The sequence below is a fragment of the Martinezella rhizogenes genome (genome assembly GCF_027460065.1).
GTDB lineage: Bacteria > Pseudomonadota > Alphaproteobacteria > Rhizobiales > Rhizobiaceae > Agrobacterium > Agrobacterium rhizogenes_C.
On sequence record NZ_JAPYZZ010000011.1, the window covers coordinates 35177 to 55356 of the forward strand.

The 20180-nt window shown below is 59.3% G+C and carries 21 protein-coding genes; 9 read left to right on the plus strand and 12 right to left on the minus strand.

The features are described 5' to 3' along the window. Positions 1 to 12: 12 nt before the first annotated feature. Both O8B93_RS17215 and O8B93_RS17220 read right to left on the minus strand, forming a co-directional pair. On the minus strand, positions 13 to 993 hold the full coding sequence (locus tag O8B93_RS17215; protein ID WP_269711136.1) for a glutathione S-transferase family protein: 981 nt from the start codon (positions 991 to 993) through the stop codon (positions 13 to 15). 103 nt (positions 994 to 1096) lie between these two features. Further along, on the minus strand, positions 1097 to 1984 hold the full coding sequence (locus O8B93_RS17220; protein ID WP_269711137.1) for a DMT family transporter: 888 nt from the start codon (positions 1982 to 1984) through the stop codon (positions 1097 to 1099). A 381-nt stretch (positions 1985 to 2365) separates the two neighbouring features. On the opposite strand from O8B93_RS17220, the gene O8B93_RS17225 reads away from it, so the two are divergent. Together O8B93_RS17225 and O8B93_RS17230 are read left to right on the plus strand one after the other, a co-directional pair. Next, complete coding sequence (locus tag O8B93_RS17225; RefSeq protein ID WP_269711138.1) at positions 2366 to 3697, plus strand: UDP-glucose dehydrogenase family protein; 1332 nt, start codon at positions 2366 to 2368, stop codon at positions 3695 to 3697. Between the two features lie 87 nt (positions 3698 to 3784). Then, the gene (locus O8B93_RS17230; RefSeq protein ID WP_269711139.1) at positions 3785 to 4807 is read left to right on the plus strand and encodes an NAD-dependent epimerase; all 1023 of its coding nucleotides are present in this window, start codon (positions 3785 to 3787) and stop codon (positions 4805 to 4807) included. Here O8B93_RS17230 and O8B93_RS17235 read toward each other — a convergent pair whose 3' ends face one another. The 4 genes from O8B93_RS17235 to O8B93_RS17250 are packed head-to-tail and all read right to left on the minus strand — an operon-like array spanning position 4808 to position 8810. Continuing rightward, on the minus strand, positions 4808 to 5854 hold the full coding sequence (locus O8B93_RS17235) for a glutathione synthase (RefSeq protein ID WP_269711140.1): 1047 nt from the start codon (positions 5852 to 5854) through the stop codon (positions 4808 to 4810). It abuts the gene before it with no gap. 10 nt (positions 5855 to 5864) lie between these two features. Continuing rightward, a complete protein-coding gene (locus O8B93_RS17240) occupies positions 5865 to 7742 on the minus strand; it encodes a flavohemoglobin expression-modulating QEGLA motif protein (protein WP_269711141.1) in 1878 nt (625 codons plus the stop codon). Continuing rightward, positions 7739 to 8566, minus strand: a complete 828-nt coding sequence (locus tag O8B93_RS17245) for an N-formylglutamate amidohydrolase (RefSeq protein ID WP_269711142.1) — start codon at positions 8564 to 8566, stop codon at positions 7739 to 7741. The genes O8B93_RS17240 and O8B93_RS17245 overlap by 4 nt, the downstream gene beginning before the upstream one ends. Before the next feature lie 52 nt (positions 8567 to 8618). Continuing rightward, the gene (locus O8B93_RS17250; RefSeq protein WP_269711143.1) at positions 8619 to 8810 is read right to left on the minus strand and encodes a hypothetical protein; all 192 of its coding nucleotides are present in this window, start codon (positions 8808 to 8810) and stop codon (positions 8619 to 8621) included. Between the two features lie 44 nt (positions 8811 to 8854). Here O8B93_RS17250 and O8B93_RS17255 point away from each other — a divergent pair, with 44 nt between their 5' ends. The 3 genes from O8B93_RS17255 (at position 8855) to O8B93_RS17265 (ending at position 10156) form a co-directional block, all read left to right on the plus strand. Then, positions 8855 to 9076 (plus strand): hypothetical protein, encoded by a 222-nt coding sequence (locus tag O8B93_RS17255; RefSeq protein WP_269711144.1) that lies wholly within the window; start codon positions 8855 to 8857, stop codon positions 9074 to 9076. A gap of 17 nt (positions 9077 to 9093) precedes the next feature. Continuing rightward, complete coding sequence (locus tag O8B93_RS17260) at positions 9094 to 9654, plus strand: type 1 glutamine amidotransferase domain-containing protein (RefSeq protein WP_269711145.1); 561 nt, start codon at positions 9094 to 9096, stop codon at positions 9652 to 9654. A gap of 61 nt (positions 9655 to 9715) precedes the next feature. Further along, entirely contained in the window at positions 9716 to 10156 is a 441-nt protein-coding gene (locus O8B93_RS17265; RefSeq protein WP_269711146.1) for a PPC domain-containing DNA-binding protein, read from the plus strand. 37 nt (positions 10157 to 10193) lie between these two features. On the opposite strand, the gene O8B93_RS17270 is transcribed toward O8B93_RS17265, so the two are convergent. Beyond that, entirely contained in the window at positions 10194 to 12227 is a 2034-nt protein-coding gene (locus tag O8B93_RS17270; RefSeq protein WP_269711147.1) for a DUF4034 domain-containing protein, read from the minus strand. Between the two features lie 10 nt (positions 12228 to 12237). On the opposite strand from O8B93_RS17270, the gene O8B93_RS17275 reads away from it, so the two are divergent. From O8B93_RS17275 to O8B93_RS17290, 4 genes are all read left to right on the plus strand, one after another. Further along, positions 12238 to 12426: a hypothetical protein gene (locus O8B93_RS17275; protein WP_269711148.1), complete on the plus strand. Its 189-nt coding sequence runs from the start codon at positions 12238 to 12240 to the stop codon at positions 12424 to 12426. Positions 12427 to 12428: 2 nt separating this feature from the next. Next, a complete protein-coding gene (locus O8B93_RS17280; protein ID WP_269711149.1) occupies positions 12429 to 12755 on the plus strand; it encodes a hypothetical protein in 327 nt (108 codons plus the stop codon). Between the two features lie 261 nt (positions 12756 to 13016). Further along, positions 13017 to 14243, plus strand: coding sequence for an NAD(P)/FAD-dependent oxidoreductase (locus O8B93_RS17285; protein ID WP_269711150.1), 1227 nt, complete (start codon positions 13017 to 13019; stop codon positions 14241 to 14243). A gap of 121 nt (positions 14244 to 14364) precedes the next feature. Further along, a complete protein-coding gene (locus tag O8B93_RS17290; RefSeq protein WP_269711151.1) occupies positions 14365 to 14865 on the plus strand; it encodes a YciE/YciF ferroxidase family protein in 501 nt (166 codons plus the stop codon). A 73-nt stretch (positions 14866 to 14938) separates the two neighbouring features. Here O8B93_RS17290 and O8B93_RS17295 read toward each other — a convergent pair whose 3' ends face one another. The 5 genes from O8B93_RS17295 to O8B93_RS17315 form a co-directional block, all read right to left on the minus strand. Then, on the minus strand, positions 14939 to 17275 hold the full coding sequence (locus O8B93_RS17295) for a glucose/quinate/shikimate family membrane-bound PQQ-dependent dehydrogenase (RefSeq protein WP_269711152.1): 2337 nt from the start codon (positions 17273 to 17275) through the stop codon (positions 14939 to 14941). A 95-nt stretch (positions 17276 to 17370) separates the two neighbouring features. Beyond that, entirely contained in the window at positions 17371 to 17712 is a 342-nt protein-coding gene (locus O8B93_RS17300; protein WP_269711153.1) for a flagellar basal body-associated FliL family protein, read from the minus strand. A 76-nt stretch (positions 17713 to 17788) separates the two neighbouring features. Further along, positions 17789 to 18085 (minus strand): hypothetical protein, encoded by a 297-nt coding sequence (locus O8B93_RS17305; RefSeq protein WP_269711154.1) that lies wholly within the window; start codon positions 18083 to 18085, stop codon positions 17789 to 17791. A gap of 146 nt (positions 18086 to 18231) precedes the next feature. Further along, the gene (locus tag O8B93_RS17310) at positions 18232 to 19275 is read right to left on the minus strand and encodes a helix-turn-helix domain-containing protein (protein ID WP_309568508.1); all 1044 of its coding nucleotides are present in this window, start codon (positions 19273 to 19275) and stop codon (positions 18232 to 18234) included. Positions 19276 to 19394: 119 nt separating this feature from the next. Next, positions 19395 to 20180: a 3-hydroxybutyrate dehydrogenase gene (locus O8B93_RS17315; RefSeq protein ID WP_269711156.1), complete on the minus strand. Its 786-nt coding sequence runs from the start codon at positions 20178 to 20180 to the stop codon at positions 19395 to 19397.

The window sequence follows — 20180 nt, forward strand, 5'->3', positions numbered from 1 at the left end:
GCCGTCACCGGCTCAGTTCGCAGAGCGGATGGAGACGTCATCCAGTCCCGGAAGGTCGGGACCAACGGGTACGATCCGGGTCGGATTGAGCGCCTTGATCGAATAATAACCGCGCTTGATGTGATCGATATTGACCGTGTCCCGCACACCCGGAACAGTCAGCACCCGCATCATATAGGCCTGCAACGCGGGATAATCGACGATGCGGCGAAGATTACATTTGAACAAGCCGTAATAGGCAGCATCGAAACGCACCAGCGTTACGAAAAGCCGGACATCCGTCTCGGTCAGATGATCGCCGAACAGGAAAGGCCCGTCGGTCGCCAGCCGCGTCTCAAGCTCATCGAGCGTCGCGAAGACTTCGGCGAAGGCCTCCTCATAGGCTACTTGTGTGGTGGCAAAACCGGTTCTGTAGACGCCGTTATTGAGGCGGGGATAGATATGATCGTTGAGGGCGTCGATCTCGTCGCGCAGCGCCTCGGGATAAAGGTCAATCGCGTTATCGGCGAGATCACCGAAACCGGAATTCAGCATGCGCAGAATATCGGCAGATTCGTTATTGACGATGGTTTTTGTCTTCCTGTCCCACAGAACCGGCACGGTGGCGCGGCCGGTATAATGCGGATCGGCGCTGGTATAGGCCTCATGCATATAGGTAAAGCCATTCAGCCCGTCGCGATCCGAACCCGGATAGTCGCCGAATTTCCAGCCCTCGTCGGAAAGCGCCGGCTCTACTACGGAAACGGAAATCACGTCTTCAAGCCGCTTCAGCTTCCGGCCGATCAACGTGCGCGATGCCCAGGGGCAGATCAGCGCGACATAGAGATGATAGCGACCGGCCTCGGCCGCAAAACCGCCCTCGCCCGCAGGTCCCGCCGAACCGTCGGGCGTCACCCAGTTGCGAAAACCGGAGGTCTGGCGAACGAAGCCGCCCTTCTTGTCGGTTGCCTGCACTGGATGCCATTCGGCGGTCCATTTTCCATCAACGAGCATTGTGCTCTCCGTTCATCTGTCGATGAACGCCTTATGGGCCAGTTGACCGCCGGGCGGCAAGCCGCGCTTCGGTTGACGCACTGTTTTCGATCGGCGGATGCATTCAAAGGCGATTGCGGAAAAACGGGTTCCAGCGCACGGTGCCGAGCCTGACCTTTTCGCGGATCATCGTCAAAAGCCCCGATCCGGCGATGACAGCCAGACCCAGCACCGCGATGGCATCGGGGTACTCGTGGAAGAAAGTCATTCCGATCGCCACTGCCCAGAGGATTTGCGAGTAATGCGAGGGCGCGATCTGGCTCGCCGGTGCGATGCGGGTCGCGACCAGAAGAGTGATCTGTCCCGTCGCCGTGCAGAGGCCGATGAAGGCGAAGGCCAGAAGCTGATGCAGGTTGGGCATGACAAAATCTGGAATGGAAGCGATGCCGTTGAAAGTCAGGCCGTAAATCAACAGCACGCCCATGATGGAGGTACGCTTTTCCTTGCCCGCAAGGGAGCGCAACAACACAATAGTCATGGCCGCCAGGAAGGCTACACCGATGGCGGCGATATGCCCTAGTTCCAGTGTCTTGAAGCCCGGCCGCACGACGAGGATGACACCGACGATGCCGGCCAGAACCGCCGCCCAGCGCCATGGGCCGATACTCTCCTTCAGGACCACGGCGGACAGAACTGTTACGAAGAGCGGCGACAGGAAGATCAGCGCATAGGCTTCCGCCAGCGGAATGGTGGTGAAGGCATAGATGCCGAAAATGCCGGCGAAAAGCCCGGAGATCGCACGCCCATGCACCGCAAAGGGCCGGCTCATGCGCCAGAATTCGCGCCACCTCTCCTCGCGCGGTTTGCTGAAGAAGATGAAGATGCCGGAGAAAAGAATGCTGAAAAAGCCGATCTCGAAAACGCTGATCTGTGACCCAAGCGATTTGATCGTGGCATCGCCCATGGAAAAGGTCGCATAAGCGAACAGACCGAGCAGAAAACCCTTTTGCATTTGACTTCCCCGAACATCGACCGCAATGCAAAGCATCCCCCGGCCGCGTGGAACGCGACCCGGACGCCCCTCAAGGGGACAGACAGTCTGGCAGATTTGATCCTCACCCCTATGGCTAGACCCGGCTACCTATGAGTGCAAGCCGCAAAAGAAGCAAAATTGCCGGATTGGACGCCGCCGGTGCAAATGGCTGCAAGGTGCGGCAAATTTGTCCCGCACAGCCATCACATCCCCGTCATGGAAAGAGGTTAGCCGGTGTTGATCGTGGCGCTTGGCGACGGGCATGAAGGCGGCTAAATATATCATGCGATTTTTCACCCGCCGATTTCCCCGGCCGGTGCTGCCGCGTTAACATGGCCTCGCTAACCGAAAGGAAAAAGAATGCGGATTGTGATGATCGGTTCGGGTTATGTCGGCCTCGTGTCCGGCGCGTGTTTTGCAGATTTCGGTCACGATGTGGTCTGTGTCGACAAGATGCCGGAGAAGATCGAGGCTTTGAAAAGCGGCCATATTCCGATCTTCGAGCCGGGGCTGGAGACCATCGTCGCCAACAACGCCAAGGCTGGCCGGCTGAGTTTCACGACGGATCTTTCCGCCGCCGTCGCCAATGCCGATGTCGTCTTCATCGCGGTTGGCACGCCCTCGCGGCGCGGCGATGGCCATGCCGATCTTGGTTATGTCTATGCCGCGGCGAAAGAGATCGCCCATGCGCTGGATGGATTCACCGTCATCGTTACCAAATCAACCGTTCCGGTCGGCACCGGCGACGAGGTGGAGCGCATTATCCGCGAGGAAAATCCTTCCGCCGATTTCGCCGTGGTGTCCAACCCGGAATTCCTGCGCGAAGGGGCTGCCATCGAGGATTTCAAGCGGCCGGACCGCATCGTCGTCGGCCTTTCGGATGAGCGTGCCCGCCCCGTCATGACCGAGGTTTACCGCCCGCTTTACCTCAACCAGTCGCCGCTGCTTTTTACCACAAGGCGCGCTTCCGAACTCATCAAATATGCCGCCAACGCCTTTCTGGCGATGAAGATCACCTTCATCAACGAGATGGCTGACCTCTGCGAAAAGGTCGGCGCCAATGTGCAGGACGTCTCGCGCGGCATCGGGCTGGATGGCCGTATCGGCCCGAAATTCCTGCATGCCGGCCCCGGTTATGGCGGCTCCTGTTTTCCCAAGGATACGCTGGCGCTCGCCAAGACCGCGCAGGATTATGACGCGCCGGTGCGGCTGATCGAAACCACCATCGCCATCAACGATAACCGCAAGCGCGCCATGGGCCGCAAGGTCATCAATGCGGTGGGCGGTGACGTGCGTGGCAAGAAGATCGCCGTGCTGGGCCTCACCTTCAAGCCGAACACCGACGACATGCGCGACAGCCCGGCCATCGCCATCATCCAGACCCTGCAGGACGGCGGCGCGAAAGTGGTCGGTTACGACCCGGAAGGCATGGTGAATGCCCGCCATCTGATGGAAGACATCGAATACGCGGCCGGCCCCTACGAGGCGGCGGAAGATGCCGACGCCGTGGTGATCGTGACGGAATGGAACCAGTTCCGCGCGCTCGACCTGCCGCGGCTGAAGGCGATCATGAAACATCCGGTGCTGGTGGATCTGCGCAATATCTACCGCACGGATGAGGTCGCCGCGCATGGTTTCATCTATGCCGCCGTCGGTCGTCCGCATGAAGGCGGTTCCGACAAGGGCTCATAGAGGTTTCGTTTTCGCCATTTCCATTAAAAGGTTTTCTGCGCTTCGGTCAGGCCGCAAACGCACCAACGAATTCGGGATACAATCATCATGCGTTATCTGGTTACCGGCACGGCTGGCTTCATCGGCTTTTATGTTGCCAAGCGGCTGTTGGACGCCGGCCACTTCGTGACCGGTTTCGACGGCATGACGAAATATTACGATGTCAGCCTCAAGGAAAAACGCCACGCCATTCTTTCCCGCTCCAACGGCTTCCGTGCCGAAATCGGCATGCTGGAAGATACGGATGCGCTAAAGCGCGCGGCAGAGGCCGCCGAGCCTGAGATCATCATCCACCTCGCGGCACAGGCAGGCGTCCGTTACAGCCTTGAAAATCCGCGGGCCTATATCGATTCCAATCTCATCGGCTCGTTCAACATGCTAGAGCTCGCGAAAAACCTGCGCGCCAAACACCTGATGCTGGCATCGACCTCCTCCATCTACGGCGCCAATGAAAAAATCCCCTTTGCGGAAAGCGACAAGGCCGACGAGCCGATGACGCTTTATGCCGCCACCAAAAAATCGATGGAGCTGATGGCGCACAGCTATGCGCATTTGCACAAATTGCCCACCACCGCTTTCCGGTTCTTCACGGTCTATGGCCCCTGGGGACGGCCGGACATGGCGCCGATCAAATTCGTCGATGCCGTCTCCAACGGCCAGCCGATCGATATTTACGGGCAAGGCAATATGAGCCGGGACTTCACCTATATCGACGATCTGGTCGAAGGCATCGTTCGCCTGAGCGCCATCGTCCCCTCCGAGGAAAACCGCGTGACGCAAGAAGGCGTGACCGACACGCTCTCACACCATGCGCCGTTCCGTGTCGTCAATATCGGCGGCGGCCAGCCGGTGGAGCTGATGCACTTCGTCGAAACGATCGAAAAGGCGGTCGGGAAACTTGCGATCCGCAACATGTTGCCGATGCAGCAGGGCGATGTTCCCCGCACTTTCGCCTCGCCCGATCTTTTGAGGGCATTGACCGGTTACGTGCCGCAAACCCCGGTCGAAGAGGGCATCAAGGCCCTCGTCGCCTGGTATCGCGGGATGCAATCGGCCGAGCTGCGGGAATAATTACAGTGTCGCCAGCAGGCGATTGGAGATCGTGCCAGCGGAAGCGCTCTGCATGGCGATCTTGGTTTCCACGGCCTCGATGATCGTATCGCTGAAATCCACCTCCGTGAGATCGCGGATATTGGAAAGGCCACCCGGCGAAAACACGTTCACCTCCAGTATCTTGTCGCCAACGATGTCGAGCCCGACGAGGAACATGCCGTCCTCCACCAGCTTCGGCCGCACCATTTCGGCAAGCGCCACGATCTCATCCGTCACCTTCACGGCTTCCGCCGTGCCATGGGCATGGATATTGGAGCGCAGGTCGCCCTTGGCGGGCACGCGGCGAAGGGCGGCATATTTGCCGTCACGCGTCAGTGGCCGGCCATTCATCATGAAGAAGCGGATATCGCCGTCTTTGGCGGCCGGCAGATAGGCCTGCGCGATCAGATAGCCCTCAAGACTGACCGCCTCGAAAATCTGGTTAAGATTGGCCTCCTTGCTGGAGCCGATCTTGAAGACATTCTTGCCGCCGGAGCCCTGCAGCGGCTTGACGATGACGCCCTTGGGATGCGCATCGGCAAAGGCACGGATTTCCTCGACATTGCGGGAAATGATCGTGGTCGGGCGGACGATTTCGGGGAAGTTCTGGAAATAGAGCTTGTTCTGCGCGAGCGCCAGACCTTCCGGATCGTTCAGCACCACGACGCCGCGCTGTTCGGCAAGCCGCCCGAACAGAATGCCGGCATGCACCGCCCATGGCCGCGTCGTCTGGTCGAGCGAGGGGTCGTTGCGCAGCATCAACGCATCGATTTCCTCGACATCCATCGTCCGCCGCTCAAGCGCCTTGTCCTGAAGCGTGGAATGGAACGTCTCGCCTTTCTTGATTTTACCCTTCGGCAGTACGGTGGCGTGAATGGTCAGGCTGTCATCCGAGCGCAATGTGAAATCGCCGGGTGTCAGATAGACCACCTCGTGGCCGCGATTGAGCGCAGCCATGGCAAGCAGGCCGGTCGCGTAGTTCGGCCCCTCGGTTTCAATGGAATTGACGAAAAATGCGATACGCATGAAGCCCCTCCTATAATGTCGCCAGTTCGGCAATGGATAATCCCGCCCGTATTTTTTCGAGCCGCTCGTTGGCTCTGGCGGGCAAAAGAAATGCGGGTCGGACACCCGGCGGGCGAAGCAGGCCGCGCAGGGCCAGTTCCTGCATCACCGGGAAATGAACAGCGGCGATCTTGCCCATCCAGAACGGATCAAGAGCACCGCCCCTGCGTAAGTGCTCCATCACTTCGGAAAGCCCGCGCAGATAAATCGCATCCTTGGAAAGACCACCGCCGCGATAGATGCGCAGCACAATGTTGAAGGCGCCGGCCTCATCGAAACCGTGGTCGCGGGTCATGATGCGGAAGGTCTCCACGAAAGTTGCACCATCCAGCATGGCGGCGCAGCCAACGACGCGGCCGGCGATCAGCCGCAGGCGCTCGCGCGTCATGCCACCCGCCAGATGTTCCGCCAGCACCGCCAGCCCCTCCTGCACGCCCTCGTAACCGGAAAGGCCAGTGCGGAAGAGCCTGAGACCCTGGGATGAGCCATTGAAATAGGTGAGCAGATGCACGCCGATTTCATGCGAGAGCAGCGCCTCTACACGACGCTGCTCCATGACCGTGTGGCGCGAAATCAAGAGCTTCTCGCCCGTCACCATCAGACCGGGCGGCAGGTCGTCGCGGATTTCGACGCGGGCCTTGAATTCCGGTTCTTCCGCCAGATAGGTCTCGACCATCTCCCGTGATTTCTTGGCGACCGCGTAACAATCCACCATGGCGATTTCGTCGCTCTCCTGCCTGCGCGGGCAATCCTCGAGCACCCGAAGCGCAAGCGTCAGGAGTGCAGGCTCGACCGCGCCGTAAAGGGCGCGCGAAAAATCGGTGAAGGTACGGTGGTGTAGACTGGCAAGCATCGTCAGCTGGAGGTCGATCTCCTGCTGTTTCTCCCGGTAGAGATGATAGAGGACCGGGTCTTCCAGATGATCGAAAACAACGGAATAGAGCTTGCGTTTCTGCTCCTCGACATCGACGCCCAGCGGGCGGTAAAGCAGACGCGGCGCAAACTGGAAGCTGCCATCACGAAACTCCTCGAATGCCCGGCGGGCATTGATCGGCGTGACGGACAGAAGAAAATCGAAGGATGACACGATCTCGTCGACCGAGCGGTCGGCGCGCCGGACGGCATCGACAAAGGCCTTGCGGCCAAGCGCCCGGTGGCTGGTGACCTTCAACGCATCCATACCGGACGAAAATGACGAGAAGGCCTGTAAACCCGCGTCGAAAAGATCGGCGATCATCGTCTCACGCAGGCCGGGATAGTCCGCACCCGATTCCGGCTGGCGGTAGATCGGCGCAAAGCGCACGCTGATGCAGGGAAAATCCAATCCGGCATTCTGAAACCGCAGGACCGGGTCGGCCTCCGGCTCCGGCCGGGTGATACGCGGCGTGCGAAAACGCACTTCGGCATCACAGACGGCTTTGATGAAGACACGGCGGGCTTTCTGGGTTTCCGGTTCTGAAGTCGCCGAAACGGAAACCTCGTAATGCGGCAGGAAGGGGGAATCGTCGGCGAGCAGGATATCGTGTTCGAGTTCGCCGATATCGAGAACGATGAAAGCGCCGAAGCGCTGCCGCATGGCGGCGCCCACAGCCTCGATCAGCGGCGCGGCTTCCTGCATGGTGGAAGCGATGAGATAGGATGCATGGGCGGCAGCGATATCGCGCGCAGCGAGATCTTTCGTACCACCGGTCAGGTGCAGGCACAGGAACGGCAGCGGCCGGTCGATATGCAGCCGGCCATCCTTTCCGACATCACGGCGGATCGCCTTGCCAGCCTCAAGGCAGGAGACAACATCGTCCACCAGATCGGCGACGGGGGAAGGTGCGCGGCGAGCGGAGGAAACACTCATCGCCGCGACCTCAGACACTCTTCGAGAACGGGCTGAAGGGCGGCGATCGTCTCTCTGATATCCGACACCACACGCCGGTCCGGCTCTCCCGTCCATTCGTCCATGAAGAATTTCTTGAATTCGATCGCGATGGCGCAGCCGTTTTCCGCAAAGTGTTCGTGAATGAAGCGGGTCTGCTCCCCCTTGCCCTGAAAGGCCACATTCTCGCGAACATCGAGGTGTCGACCGCCGATGCTCGCGGATGCGAAATGCTGCCCCACCGCACTGACGACATCGTTCCAACGGCTGCGATCCATGGAAAACGTGCCGATATTGATATCGGGCGCTTCCGCCTGGGCAGTCGGCGGCTCGCTGGCGCCCTGCCGGCGATGATTATAGCTGTGCACATCCAGCACCACGAAAGCGCCATGATGCCGTTCGACGGCGGAGAGAACGGTCTCGAGCATCGCGTAATAATCCGCATGGAAATCGAGCGATTGCCGGGTCGCCTCTTGCGATGGCTCCTCGCTCCAGACCTCCAGCCCCCAGGATTGCTCGGGCTTCAGATAGATCGCCTGATCGGCCGCACGGTTGAGATCGATTTCGAAACGCGAATGGTGCACGACGAGACGGTTTGTCAGTCCCGCGATCATCTCACCAGTGAATGGGTCTTCCTCGCGCAGCCTTTGTTCCGGGGAAAGAGCCATCAGGCCGGCTATATCCGAACGGATGAAATGACCGTCGTGAATGGCCGTGCCGACAACCGGCGACTGCCCGAAATCGATCGACCAGAAACCTTTGTTTTCAGTGTCGCCGCGATATTTGTCGTCGTTTCTGGCTGACATGCTGCCTCCCTGCATGGGGTGTAAAACAGTGGCAGACGCCGGTTTGTTCCGGTTAAAATTGCGCACTATTCATTTGCGCGAGCCGATAAAGTCGTTCGGAAAACTGCGGAACCATACCGGAAAGCTCACGTTGTTCCTGCAGGAGGGCCGCCGTGTCAAACGGACGCGATGGTGCCGAAGAACACCGGGATTTTTCCGTTTTCTCCCCGTGGCCAACGAAATGGCAGCCGAGCTTCTCACCCATCCGGCGTCCCTCCGTCCCGCTTTTCCTCCATAAGGAGCCGCGACATGGAAAAGACCGAAACGCGCATACTTGCGGAAGAATATCTGCGGCTTGGCGGCACGCGTCAGGTGATGATCGACGACAACAAGACTTTCGTGCGCCAATGGGAGCATGAACCGGCGGAAGCCGAGCGATTCTGGCAAACGCATATCGAAAATCTCGATGCGGAGCGCCGCAAGGACGTGGAGTTTTTCCTGCCCTCCATCAATTCCGACAAGGATGACTGAACCCAAAGGAGACAGACATGACTGCCATCAACGCTGCAAAAATCCTCATTCTCGCAACAGACGGCTATGAGCGTTCCGAATTGCGCGTGCCCTACGATCAGCTGAAGGCCAAGGGTGCAGATGTCAAGATCGCTTCCATCAAGGAGGGCGAGATCAAGAGCTGGGACAAAAAGGACTGGGGTGACAGCATCACCGTCGATCTTTCCGCCAAGGCCGTAAAAATGGAAGATTTTGACGCGCTGGTTCTCCCCGGCGGCCAGATAAACCCGGATATTCTGCGCCATGACGAAGATGCGATGCGGGTGGTCCGAGATTTCGTCAAATCCGGCAAGGTGGTTGCGGCCATCTGCCATGCGCCGTGGCTGCTCATCGAAGCGGACGCTCTGCGGGGCCGCGATGCCACCTCTTACTGGTCGATCAAGACCGACCTCAAGAATGCCGGGGCCAACTGGAAGGATGAAAAGGTAGTGACCGACAAGGGAATCATTACCTCCCGTAGTCCTGACGATCTCGACGCCTTCGTCGCAAAGATCGTCGAAGAGGTCGAGGAAGGGCGTCACGAACGTCGCGCCGCTTAAGGCACACACCACATCCCCGTGCCGCCGGTTTCCCGGCGGCATTTCTATTTGGGAGGAAGATATGAAAAGCAGATTGCTGGCAAGCGGCGCGGAGCGCACCTTCATCCTCGTCATCGATCCCGGGGAAGAAGCCTTCGAGGCCATCAGGCGGTTTGCGAAGGCCGAAAACATCAACGCCGCCTCGGTCACCGCGATTGGCGCCTTCGCTACGGCAACACTGGCCTTTTTTGATCTGTCCACGCAGGACTACAGTGAAATTCCGGTCACCGATCAAAGCGAAGTTCTGAGCCTGCTGGGGGACATTACCCTGGACGAGAACGGCGTGCCCAATCTGCATCTGCATGTGGTTCTTGGTTTTGCCGACGGGTCCACAAAAGGCGGACATTTTTTGAAGGGCGTGGTGCGTCCTACCCTGGAGGTGGTCATTCGCGAAACGCCCGCAGAACTGCGGCGCAGTTATAACAGGGAATTCGGCATTGCTCTCATCGACCCTGCAAAATAAAAGCCGCAGAACCGGAAAAACACAATCGCGTTAATCGTTACTTCGGCGGCAGATGGTCGCTGGAAAGCTTCTTGCCGAAGAAAGCGCGGATCGCCCGCCCGGCCATTTGCCAGCCGCCCGAACCGTAAACCTGCGTTTCCATCCAATCGAGCGATGAATGATCGGGGAAAAGCTCCTTGTATCGATCAAACCACTGCATGGCGATAAACTCGCTCTTGGGAACACCGTCGCCGTATTTATAGGCGAGGACGACCTGCCCATAGGCTTCGCCGGCGAGATGATCGTCATCATGGCCAACAAGGGATTTCATGTCGGCGACGGCCTGCTGCTTTTCCTCCGGCGTTCCATGCCGACGGCTGACACTGGCCACTTTGATCGCGGATAGCTCCAGACCGCCATGCATTGCCCCGATATAAAGATTGCGAACCCGTTCGAAGTTCTCGCGGATTGTCAGATCGGTGTTTTGAACATTTTCAAGTTGCCAGGCGTAGTTGTAGAACGCGACCGGCTCCCCTTCCTCGACGGCTTGCTGAAGCCAGCGGTCCGCTTGGCTCTCGTCAAGCAGATGCGGTTTGGCATCGTCCCGGGTGCCCCTGACGATATCATACATGCTGGCCGCAGCCCCATAGACACGTCTCTCCGCAAAGGCGCGCGTGAGATAAGCGGACTCGTCCTGGAAGCCACCGTCCCATATCATCCGGCAGGCGTGCATCGGCGTGAATTCGTCCGGTTCGTAAAGCGGCGCAAGTGCCGCCGCCCGGTCGATCAACCGTGTGGCGATCACGGGGTCTGCCTCTATGCCCCACATGCCGAACTGCCAGGCAAAGGCCGCCATGGTCAGCATCGTCGGTTCATCGAAACGGCGCACGGCGGTTTGCAGCACCCGCGCATAGGCAGCTTCCACATCCTCGACATGGTGGATCAACATCAGATTGGTGAAGTCCCGGAACGGCCCGTCCACACCGGGATATGTTCCCGGTTCCTTCAGGTAACGGACAGATTCGACATGGCGCTGATGCGCCAGTTCTGTCTCCTGCAGGGAATAATGGGTGAAATTGGCATATTTGCCGAGAGCAATGAACCGCAGCCGTTCGGGAAGGTCCCGCGACAGCCACTGTTCGAATTTTTTCTGCCGTGCGGCAGCGCCTCGAACGTCACCCGGCTCGGGATAATCAGGGATTGTCAGCGTATCGTGAACGCCCGGCCAACGGACAGCGTTGCGGTCCTTTTCGCTCAGTTGCGAGCACAGGGGGCCGGAAGCGAATTTTTCGACCTCACCTTCGGAGCCGCCCCATCGCGCGCTCAGATATTGCGCGTAATCCGCCAGCACATCCACCCAGCCGGGCTTGATCGACAGGCAATAACGCAGCCAGTAATAGCCGGGATTTTGAAGATCTCCCTCCTGTACGGGCGGGGCGGAAGCGGGAAGCGTTGCGGTGGCGATGCCGGGCGGTTTCAGCCCGTGCCTTGTAAGCTGGGCGCAAGCCGCCTCGTAAATATCCGGCTCGAATTCATCCCGCTGCATGGTGTTTTCAACCGGCCCGCCGTCAAACAGCGCATCGACGAAATCCGGCTGACCGAGATACTGGCATATCTGCATCATGGTTTCGCAGGCGACCGCCGGCCTCTGCGAAAGCGCCATTGCCTTCAACAGATATTCGGCTGCGTTGATGCAGGCCATATGGGCGGCGATCCACTGATCTTCCCCCACCTGCGATGCCCAGGACGCCGTGCGGATATCGCAGGCCCGGCGGAAGTAATAGTCACCGGAAACCATATGCGCATGGTAGGAGGAAGGGTGGGATCGAACCCACTCATTCAACAGCTCGAGCCTCAGGGCCGCATCGACACCCGCATTGTCGAACAGGGCGGAACTGGTTGCAAGGAAGGTGTAGCGGTCGTCCGCAACGGCAGCAGCTTGCCACCATGCCTCTTCCAGTTTCATGAAAAGACGCTCGACCTCTTCGAAACGCCGCTCAAGCATCGCCTTGCGCAATTCCTCCTGGTGCCGCAGGCGAATCCACAACGGCCCATCCAGCGACAAGGGAGGCAGGCTATCGACAGTGGGCATGGAGGATTCCTTGAAACGGTTTAATGACAGGCGATCTTCAGATAATTTATTTCATGGCCCGGTTGTAAGGGTTTTGCAACTGCTTGAAATAACCGACAAAGTAGCGGCTCTCACCTTGGTCGAGCCGCGATCTTCCACAGTAGTCGCCATCGGAGATGATGCTTTCGATCTTGGCCGTATGGGCACCGGAGCCGATTGAATATGCTGGATATCTACTATGCGGACCGTTCTATCTCGGCCATTCCCTTCAGCCCCGACACCCTGGAGTTCGCCGGCTCCATTGATCTCGACGCACACCGTTCGCTTGCCGCTCTGTTCGACAAGGGCCGCGCGGCGGGTGCCGATCTCGGCTATTTCGAGGACTCGATGCTGAAGCCCGAGCAGGTAAAGATATTGCTGGAGACCTTCACCGCAAACCTGCGCGAGTTGGGAGGAAATCCGCAGGTGCTTGCTGCATTCAATATGATGTGCGGCCTTCTTGAGGGGGCGGTTGAGCGAGGCGGGGGGCTCGTGGCCTTCAGTGACTAAACCCGTTCTGACCCCAACGGCCCAGGGGCAGGCTCATGTGAAACAAACGCGACGGAACCGGAAAAACACCATTGCGTTATCCTTCCACATGAGGGGGCGGCATGGCGGCAGCGGTCAATCGAAAATATGGGAATGATGACGGGATCAGGCAACTCCTGGCAGGTCTCGCGCGCGGCGCCGTGCCCGCATTGTCGTTCGCGCTGTCGATGCCCCGTTCAATGTCGCCGGCGACCGAGTAATGACACCTTTCAGGACATTTTCATGCCGACATCGGAACTGACGAAAGAACGCGATCTCAGAGATTCAAAGCCGATCTGGGCCGATAGCCCACGCATCGGCCTCCGCAGCAGACACACACCGGCTGCCAACCATTACGACACGATCGTCGTCGGCGCCGGCATCAGCGGTGCGCTGGTATCCCATGCCCTGCACAGGCCGGGACAGACGACGCTCATCATCGACCGGCGCGAACCTGTTATGGGCAGCAGCGTGGCCAGCACGGCGATGATACAGCACGAGATCGACACGCCGCTGACGGAACTCAGAAAGATGATCGGCAGGGACGCGGCCGACAGGGCGTGGCAACGCTCCGCCCGCGCCGTCCTGCGTCTGGAGGAAATCGTTTCTTCGCTCGGAATTTCCTGCAGCATGAAACGCAAACAGGCGCTTTATCTTGCCGGAGACGAAATGGGATCGCGCGCACTGAAAGCCGAAGCGGCTGCGCGCGAAGAGGCCGGCATCGAAGCCCGCTTCCTCTCCACCGGGGAATTGCGGGAGCAATATGGGCTGGATCGGACCGCCGCCATTCTCAGCGACATCTCTGCCTCGGCCAATCCGGCGCAGCTGACGGCCGGGTTGCTGCGCCATACGGCGGCCGCAGGCGCCGAAATCGTCTCGAAACTCGAGATTACCGATCTCAGAAACCTCGGCGACGAGGTGGTTCTCGCCACAGCCGACGGCAAAATCCTGTCCGCGCGCAATGTCATCTTTTGCACCGGCTATGAATTCCTGAAAATGCTTGAGAGCCCGAAACACCAGATCATTTCCACCTGGGCGCTGGCGAGCAAAAAGGGGCTCGATCTGCCCGACTGGCTGGAGAGCCATATCGTCTGGGAGGCGTCCGATCCCTATCTCTACCTGCGCACCGACCGCGAGGGGCGGATGATTGCCGGAGGCGAGGATGAGGAAAACCCCACCGCCTACCAGTCGGAGCGCAAACTGGACGCCAAGGCGCAGGCGATCCGTCGCAAGGTCGAAAAGCTTCTCGGCATCGATATGGGTGAGCCGGACTATCGCTGGGCGGCAGCCTTCGGCACCACCACGACCGGCCTGCCGCTGATCGGCGCCGTGCCGGGCATGAAAAACGTGTACGCCGTGATGGGTTTCGGCGGCAACGGCATCACGTTCAGCCAGATCGCTGCCGAAATCGTGGCAGCCGCCGTCAATGGCGGCAAGGACCCCGATGCTGATCTCTTCCGCTTCGGCTGATGTCCGCGCGACAATATAAAGGTTGCACACAACGGAGCCGGAACCATCGCGGCAGCGAAAGGTTTGTTTCCCGTGCGCATGGGCGCACGTCACACGCTTTCACTTCATGGGAGAAGGAACAATGGCCGAGAAGAAACTCGACGACCTGTTTTACGACACGCTGAAGGATATCTATTACGCCGAAAGGCAGATCCTGAAAGCCCTGCCAAAAATGGCGCGGGCAGCGACCGATCCGAAGTTGAAACAGGCTTTTGAAAAGCACAAGGAAGAAACCCAGGGCCACGTCGAACGCCTGCAGGAGGTGTTCGAGATCATTGGCAAACGGGCACAGGGCAAGACCTGCGAAGCCATTCAGGGCATCATCGCCGAAGGGGAAGAGATCATCGAGGACTTCAAGGGCACACCCGCCCTCGATGCCGGTCTCGTTTCCTCGGCACAGGCGGTCGAGCACTATGAGATCGCCCGCTATGGAACGCTGAAAGCCTGGGCGGAAAAGCTGGGACACACAAAGGCGGTCTCCCTGCTGGATGCCACGCTCAAGGAAGAATCCAAGACCGACGAGGCGCTGACGGCACTCGCCAAGACCTCCGTTAACGCTGCCGCTGAGAAAAAGGCGGCGTAAGGTGCATAGCCAAAACAAAAACCGGAATGGTCAACCCATTCCGGTTTTTTTTATGCCTGAAAGCCCTTAGCCTCTACGGCAGCGTATAAGCGATGACGTAGTCGCCAGGCTTGGTTCCAACCGAACCGTGACCGCCTGCAACCATCACCACATATTGCTTTCCGTTTTCGAGCGAGTAGGTCATGGGCGTTGCCTGACCGCCGGCCGGCAGACGCGCTTCCCAGAGCTGCTTGCCCGTGGTGAGATCATAGGCGCGCAGATAGTTGTCGACGGCAGCACCGAGGAAGGCGACGCCGCCCTTGGTGATCATCGGTCCGCCGATGCCCGGCACACCCACCTTGAAGGGTAGCGGCAGCGGCGTCATGTCATAGACCGTGCCGTTCTTGTGCTTGTAGGCGATATCGCCGGTCCGCAGATCGGCACCCGCGACATAACCCCATGGCGGCGCCTGGCAGGGGATTTTGAGCGGACCGAGGAATGGTCCCATGAAGACGCCATAGGGTGCACCATCATTGCGGTTAAGACCCTGTTCGCTGCCCTTTTCATCCTGTCCCTTCGGCGGAATATCGGCGCGCGGTACGAGCTGCGAGGTGAAAGCGAGATAGGTCGGCATACCGAACATCACCTGACGCTCAGGATCGACGGCCACGCTGCCCCAGTTGAAGGTGCCGAAATTTCCGGGATAGATGATCGAGCCGTTGAGCGAAGGCGGCGTATAGCGGCCCTTGTAATTCAGCTGATGGAAACGGATGCGGCAGGCGAGCTGGTCGAACATGGAGACGCCCCACATGTTCTTTTCCTGCAGCGGTTCCGGCTTGAAAGACAGTGCCGTCGTCGGCTGCGTCGGTGAGCTGAAGTCCTCTGGGATCGCGCCGCCTGGTGCCGGTTCTTCCGTGATCGGCAAAAGCGGCTCGCCGGTGCGCCGGTCCAGCACGTAGATGTCGCCCTGCTTGGTAGGACCGACGAGGGCCGGAACAGTCTGGCCATCCTTGGTGATGTCGAGCAGCACGGGCTGCGCCGGCACATCCATGTCCCAGAGATCATGATGGACCGTCTGGCGCACCCAGCGGTCCTTGCCTGTATTGATGTCGAGAGCGACAATCGAGGAGGAATATTTCTCCACATTCTCGCTGCGGCCCATGCCGAGCTGGTCGGGAACCTGATTGCCGAGCGGTACGTAGACGAGGCCGAGACCTTCGTCATAACTCAGCACCGACCAGCTGTTGGGCGAGTTGGTCGTGTATGTCTCACCCGCCGCGATCGGTTCGGTCTTCTGCGGATTGCCGGAATCCCAGTTCCAGATGAGAGCCCCGCTGTTCACGTCGAAAGCGCGGATGACGCCCGACTGTTCCTGCGTGGAATAATTGTCGTTCACCGCGCCGCCGATGATGATCTTGCCCGCCGCGATGACCGGCGGCGAGGTGGAATAATAATAACCGGCGGGGTTGTATTTCATGCCCTGTTCCAGATGCAGCACGCCCTGATCGGCAAAGGAGGTGCAGACCTGACCGGTGGCCGCATCGAGCGCGATCAGCCGCGCATCCGAGGTCGGCAGGTAAACGCGCTGGGCACAGGCCGTGGCAGCAGCGGCATTCGGTTCGGCATAATAGGAAACGCCGCGGCACGTCTGGTGCTGGCGATCAGGATTGAGACCGACATTGGGATCGTATTTCCACTTTTCCTTGCCGGTGGCGGCATCGATGGCGATCGCCCAATTATGCGGCGTGCAGATGTAAAGCGTGTTGCCGATCTTGAGCGGCGTCACCTGATAGGTGGTCTCGCCGACATCGTCAGGCAGCTTCACATCCCCCGTCTGATAACGCCAGGCTTCCTTCAGCTGCGAGACATTGTCAACGTTAACCTGGGTCAGCGGCGAATAACGCTGTCCATAGGGCGTGCGGCCATATTGATGCCATTCACCATCAGGCACATCGCCGCCATAGACCGGTGCCGCAGATGCAATCTCCTGCGGCAGCGAACCCGCCTGATCATGCGGGTCCTGCGCCATGGAATAGCCGGCAACTGCGAAGGAGGCGAGAACGGAAAGCACCAGCGGCCAGGCGTTCGGACCGTAACTCAGACCGGTCGGGCTTGAAAAGCCGAGCGGTTTCCTGACCCACGGCACCAGCAGCCAAAGGCCAATGAGAATAATGACGCCGCCGCGCGGTCCAAGCTGCCACCAGTCAAAGCCAACTTCCCAGACCGCCCAGGCAAGCGTCGCGACAATAAAAACAGCATAGACGTGAAGGGCGGCGCGATTGCGCTTGAACAGCAGAACCGCAGTGGCAAGGAAAGCCAATCCGGAAAGCAGATAATAGAAGCTCCCGCCCAACATGACGAGCTGAGAGCCGAAACCGAACAGCGCAAGGCCGATCAGCGTAAGAATGACCGCAGTGACGGTGACTGCCATGAATGAAACCCCCGATTCCTGTCACTTTGTGTGAAATGGAATCGGGCGCAATCTGGTTCCATACAAATTATCATCATGAGGATTTCACGCCGTGGTCATGGATTCCGCGGCGCTCCAGTCGAATCCTGCGGCGCAGGATTGGTCTCGGTAGATGCCGGCGGTACCGCACGGCCATTGGCCGGATTGTTGTCGAAGGTGCCTGATCCTGACGGCTGCTGCGGCACCGGTGCAGTCTCGGTCTGCGGGTTCTGCGGCAGGTTCTCATCCGGTTCGAAAACCGAATATTCGACGACGGCCCACACAACCAGCGCAAGCAACACGCTGACGATCAGGATGACGAGAACGGGACGTCCGCGGGATCCCTGCCGTGCGCGCGTTGCCGTCTCGCTTTTCGGCGCATCCCGACTGTCGAGATATTCGGTAGTTTCCCTGGCCATGTCTTTCACTCCCTGTAACCCTTTGGGACCTAATCCCCCGGGATAGGGTTTTGTTCCAGACGGCAGAAGAACGATCTTAACCGCACTCGACCGGCAGACGGGAACGCTTTGAACCGTCACAGTCCGCCACCTCCACCGCGCTGAAGCTTTGCCCGAGGCCGAGCCAGGATACCGGCGGCCGGGCTTCGTCCTCATCCGCTTCCCACGGACAATCTGCGGAACCGCCGCAATCCGCCAACGGCAAGGGCGGCGCCACACTTCGAAAGTCGGAGCCGAAAGGGGCAAAGGAAAGGTATTTTCTCGCCGCACGGCGCCATCCGCGCCAGAGGGTCAACAGGTCCAGAAAAGCAGGCATTCGCAACATCATGATCATCAGGCAATATTTCTATGAAAAATAACCCGCAGATTTTGACATGTTGGACGCGCATTTGCACCCCTGTTGCAGCGCAACCGGGACGAATGGTTAAATTGTGCCAGTGAACCGTCATAAAGTGCCAGCTAAAATGCGACCGATCTGTATCAGCGACCCAGCTGTACGATCCAGCGCGTCCACTCCGCACTGTCAGGCTTCAGAATATCCGAGGTGACATCACGGTTTTCCGACGCGAAATGCCGCATCTGGCGCGGTGAGAGACCGAAGGTCTTTTTGAAAACGCGGCTGAAATTTTCCGGATTGGTGAAACCGTAAGCCGCCGCCACATCGGCAATCGTCATATGGCCCGATTGCGGTGCCCGCAGAAAATCCATGGCGCGCTCGAGGCGCCGATGGGTGATGCAGGCCGAAAAACCGCCAAGAGGCTCGAAGAGCCGGTAGACCGTGCGCCTGGATACACCGAATTCCCCCATCACCTTGTCCACCGACAGGGCGGGATCGAGAAGGTGATTGTCGATATAACGTCTGATGGAGGCGCGCAGTGCCCGCTGCACACCCTGTGCATTGTCTTCCCGGATATGATTATTGATAGCAGCCGTGGCGAGTTCCAGAAGCGGCGAGACCGTGGCGGCGCCGTCATTTGCGTTCATGACATCGAAATGGCGGTAGATGCTCGTCATCGTTTCCCGCAGGAGCGATACCAACGGCAGACCGGCCGGCAGGACACGTTCATGATGATTGCCGGAGCCGATAAGCCTGCCTTCCAGCAGGCGCCGCGGCACTACGAGGCTCAGATGATCGTGATCGGTCGTCGCGGTGGCGAGCGGTTGCGCCATGTCGATGATATAGAGGTCTCCCGGGCCTGCCGTTTCGCCAGCGCCTCGCCGTGACATGCTCTGGCCGCTGGCATAAAATTGCAGGAGAAAACCATCCATGCCGTCGCGGGCAAGCTTGTTGCGCGATCGATCGAAATCCTGCGCGGAGGATTGCGTGCGGCCGAGCGCGACATTGCCGATGAACGCGGCATCGACGCTGGCGAAGAAACCGTCATCCTGCGAGCTGCGCAGCCGGGCATCGAACAGTACGTTGATCGAATCCCGCCACAACCCCATCGCATCGCGCTTCGGCACATGGCGCGTATCGAAGCGCGATCGCGCCAGCGGCGCTTCAAGAGACCCTGTGTTCATCAATACCGCTTTTCCGTGAACACGGCGCTGACCTCGCCGTCCACGAAAACTATACAGGATTGAAATCGCCTAACAATGCCGGAAGGCGGCGAGACGGTTCGCAAAGGGCAGCCGCATAAAAATTATTTCGCCGTCCATCCGCCATCGATGGAAATCGTCGTGCCGGTGATGGAGCGCGCCATATCGCCTGCAAGATAAAGCGCCATTTCCGCCACTTCCTCCGGCTGCACGAACCGTCTTGTCGGCTGCGGGGCAAGCATTACCTTCTTCACCACATCCTCCTCGCTCATGCCATGCACGCGGGCCTGATCCGCGACCTGCGCAGCCACAAGCGGCGTCCAGACATAACCGGGGCAGATGGCGTTACAGGTGATGCCGAGTTCGGCCACTTCCAGCGCGACGCTTTTCGTCAGGCCCACTACGGCGTGTTTGGTCGCCACATAAGGCCCCTTGAAGGGCGAGGCGCGTAATCCATGCGCAGACGCGATGTTGACGATGCGGCCCCAGCCCCTTTCCTTCATGCCCGGCAGGGCTGCGTGGATGGTGTGAAAGGCACTGTCGAGCGAAATGGCGACGATGCGGGAAAAATCGGCGAAATCGAACTCGTCGATTGGCGCGACCTTCTGGATGCCGGCATTGTTGACCAGCACATCGATATGGCCGAATTCGGCGATGACGGTTTCCGGCAGATGGGCGCTTTCGTCGTAGTTTGCGAGGTTGGCCGAAAAATAGACCGGCCTGTGCCGTGCCACCTTCGCAACCATCTCCAGGGCCTGCGTCGCCTCTTCCGTCGTCTCTATGCCATGCACCGCGACCAGATAGCCCGCCTCGGCAAAACGTTTGGCGATGGCGAGCCCGATGCCGCTGGTGGAACCGGTGACGAGCACGGTTTTCGGTTGGTCCTCCAT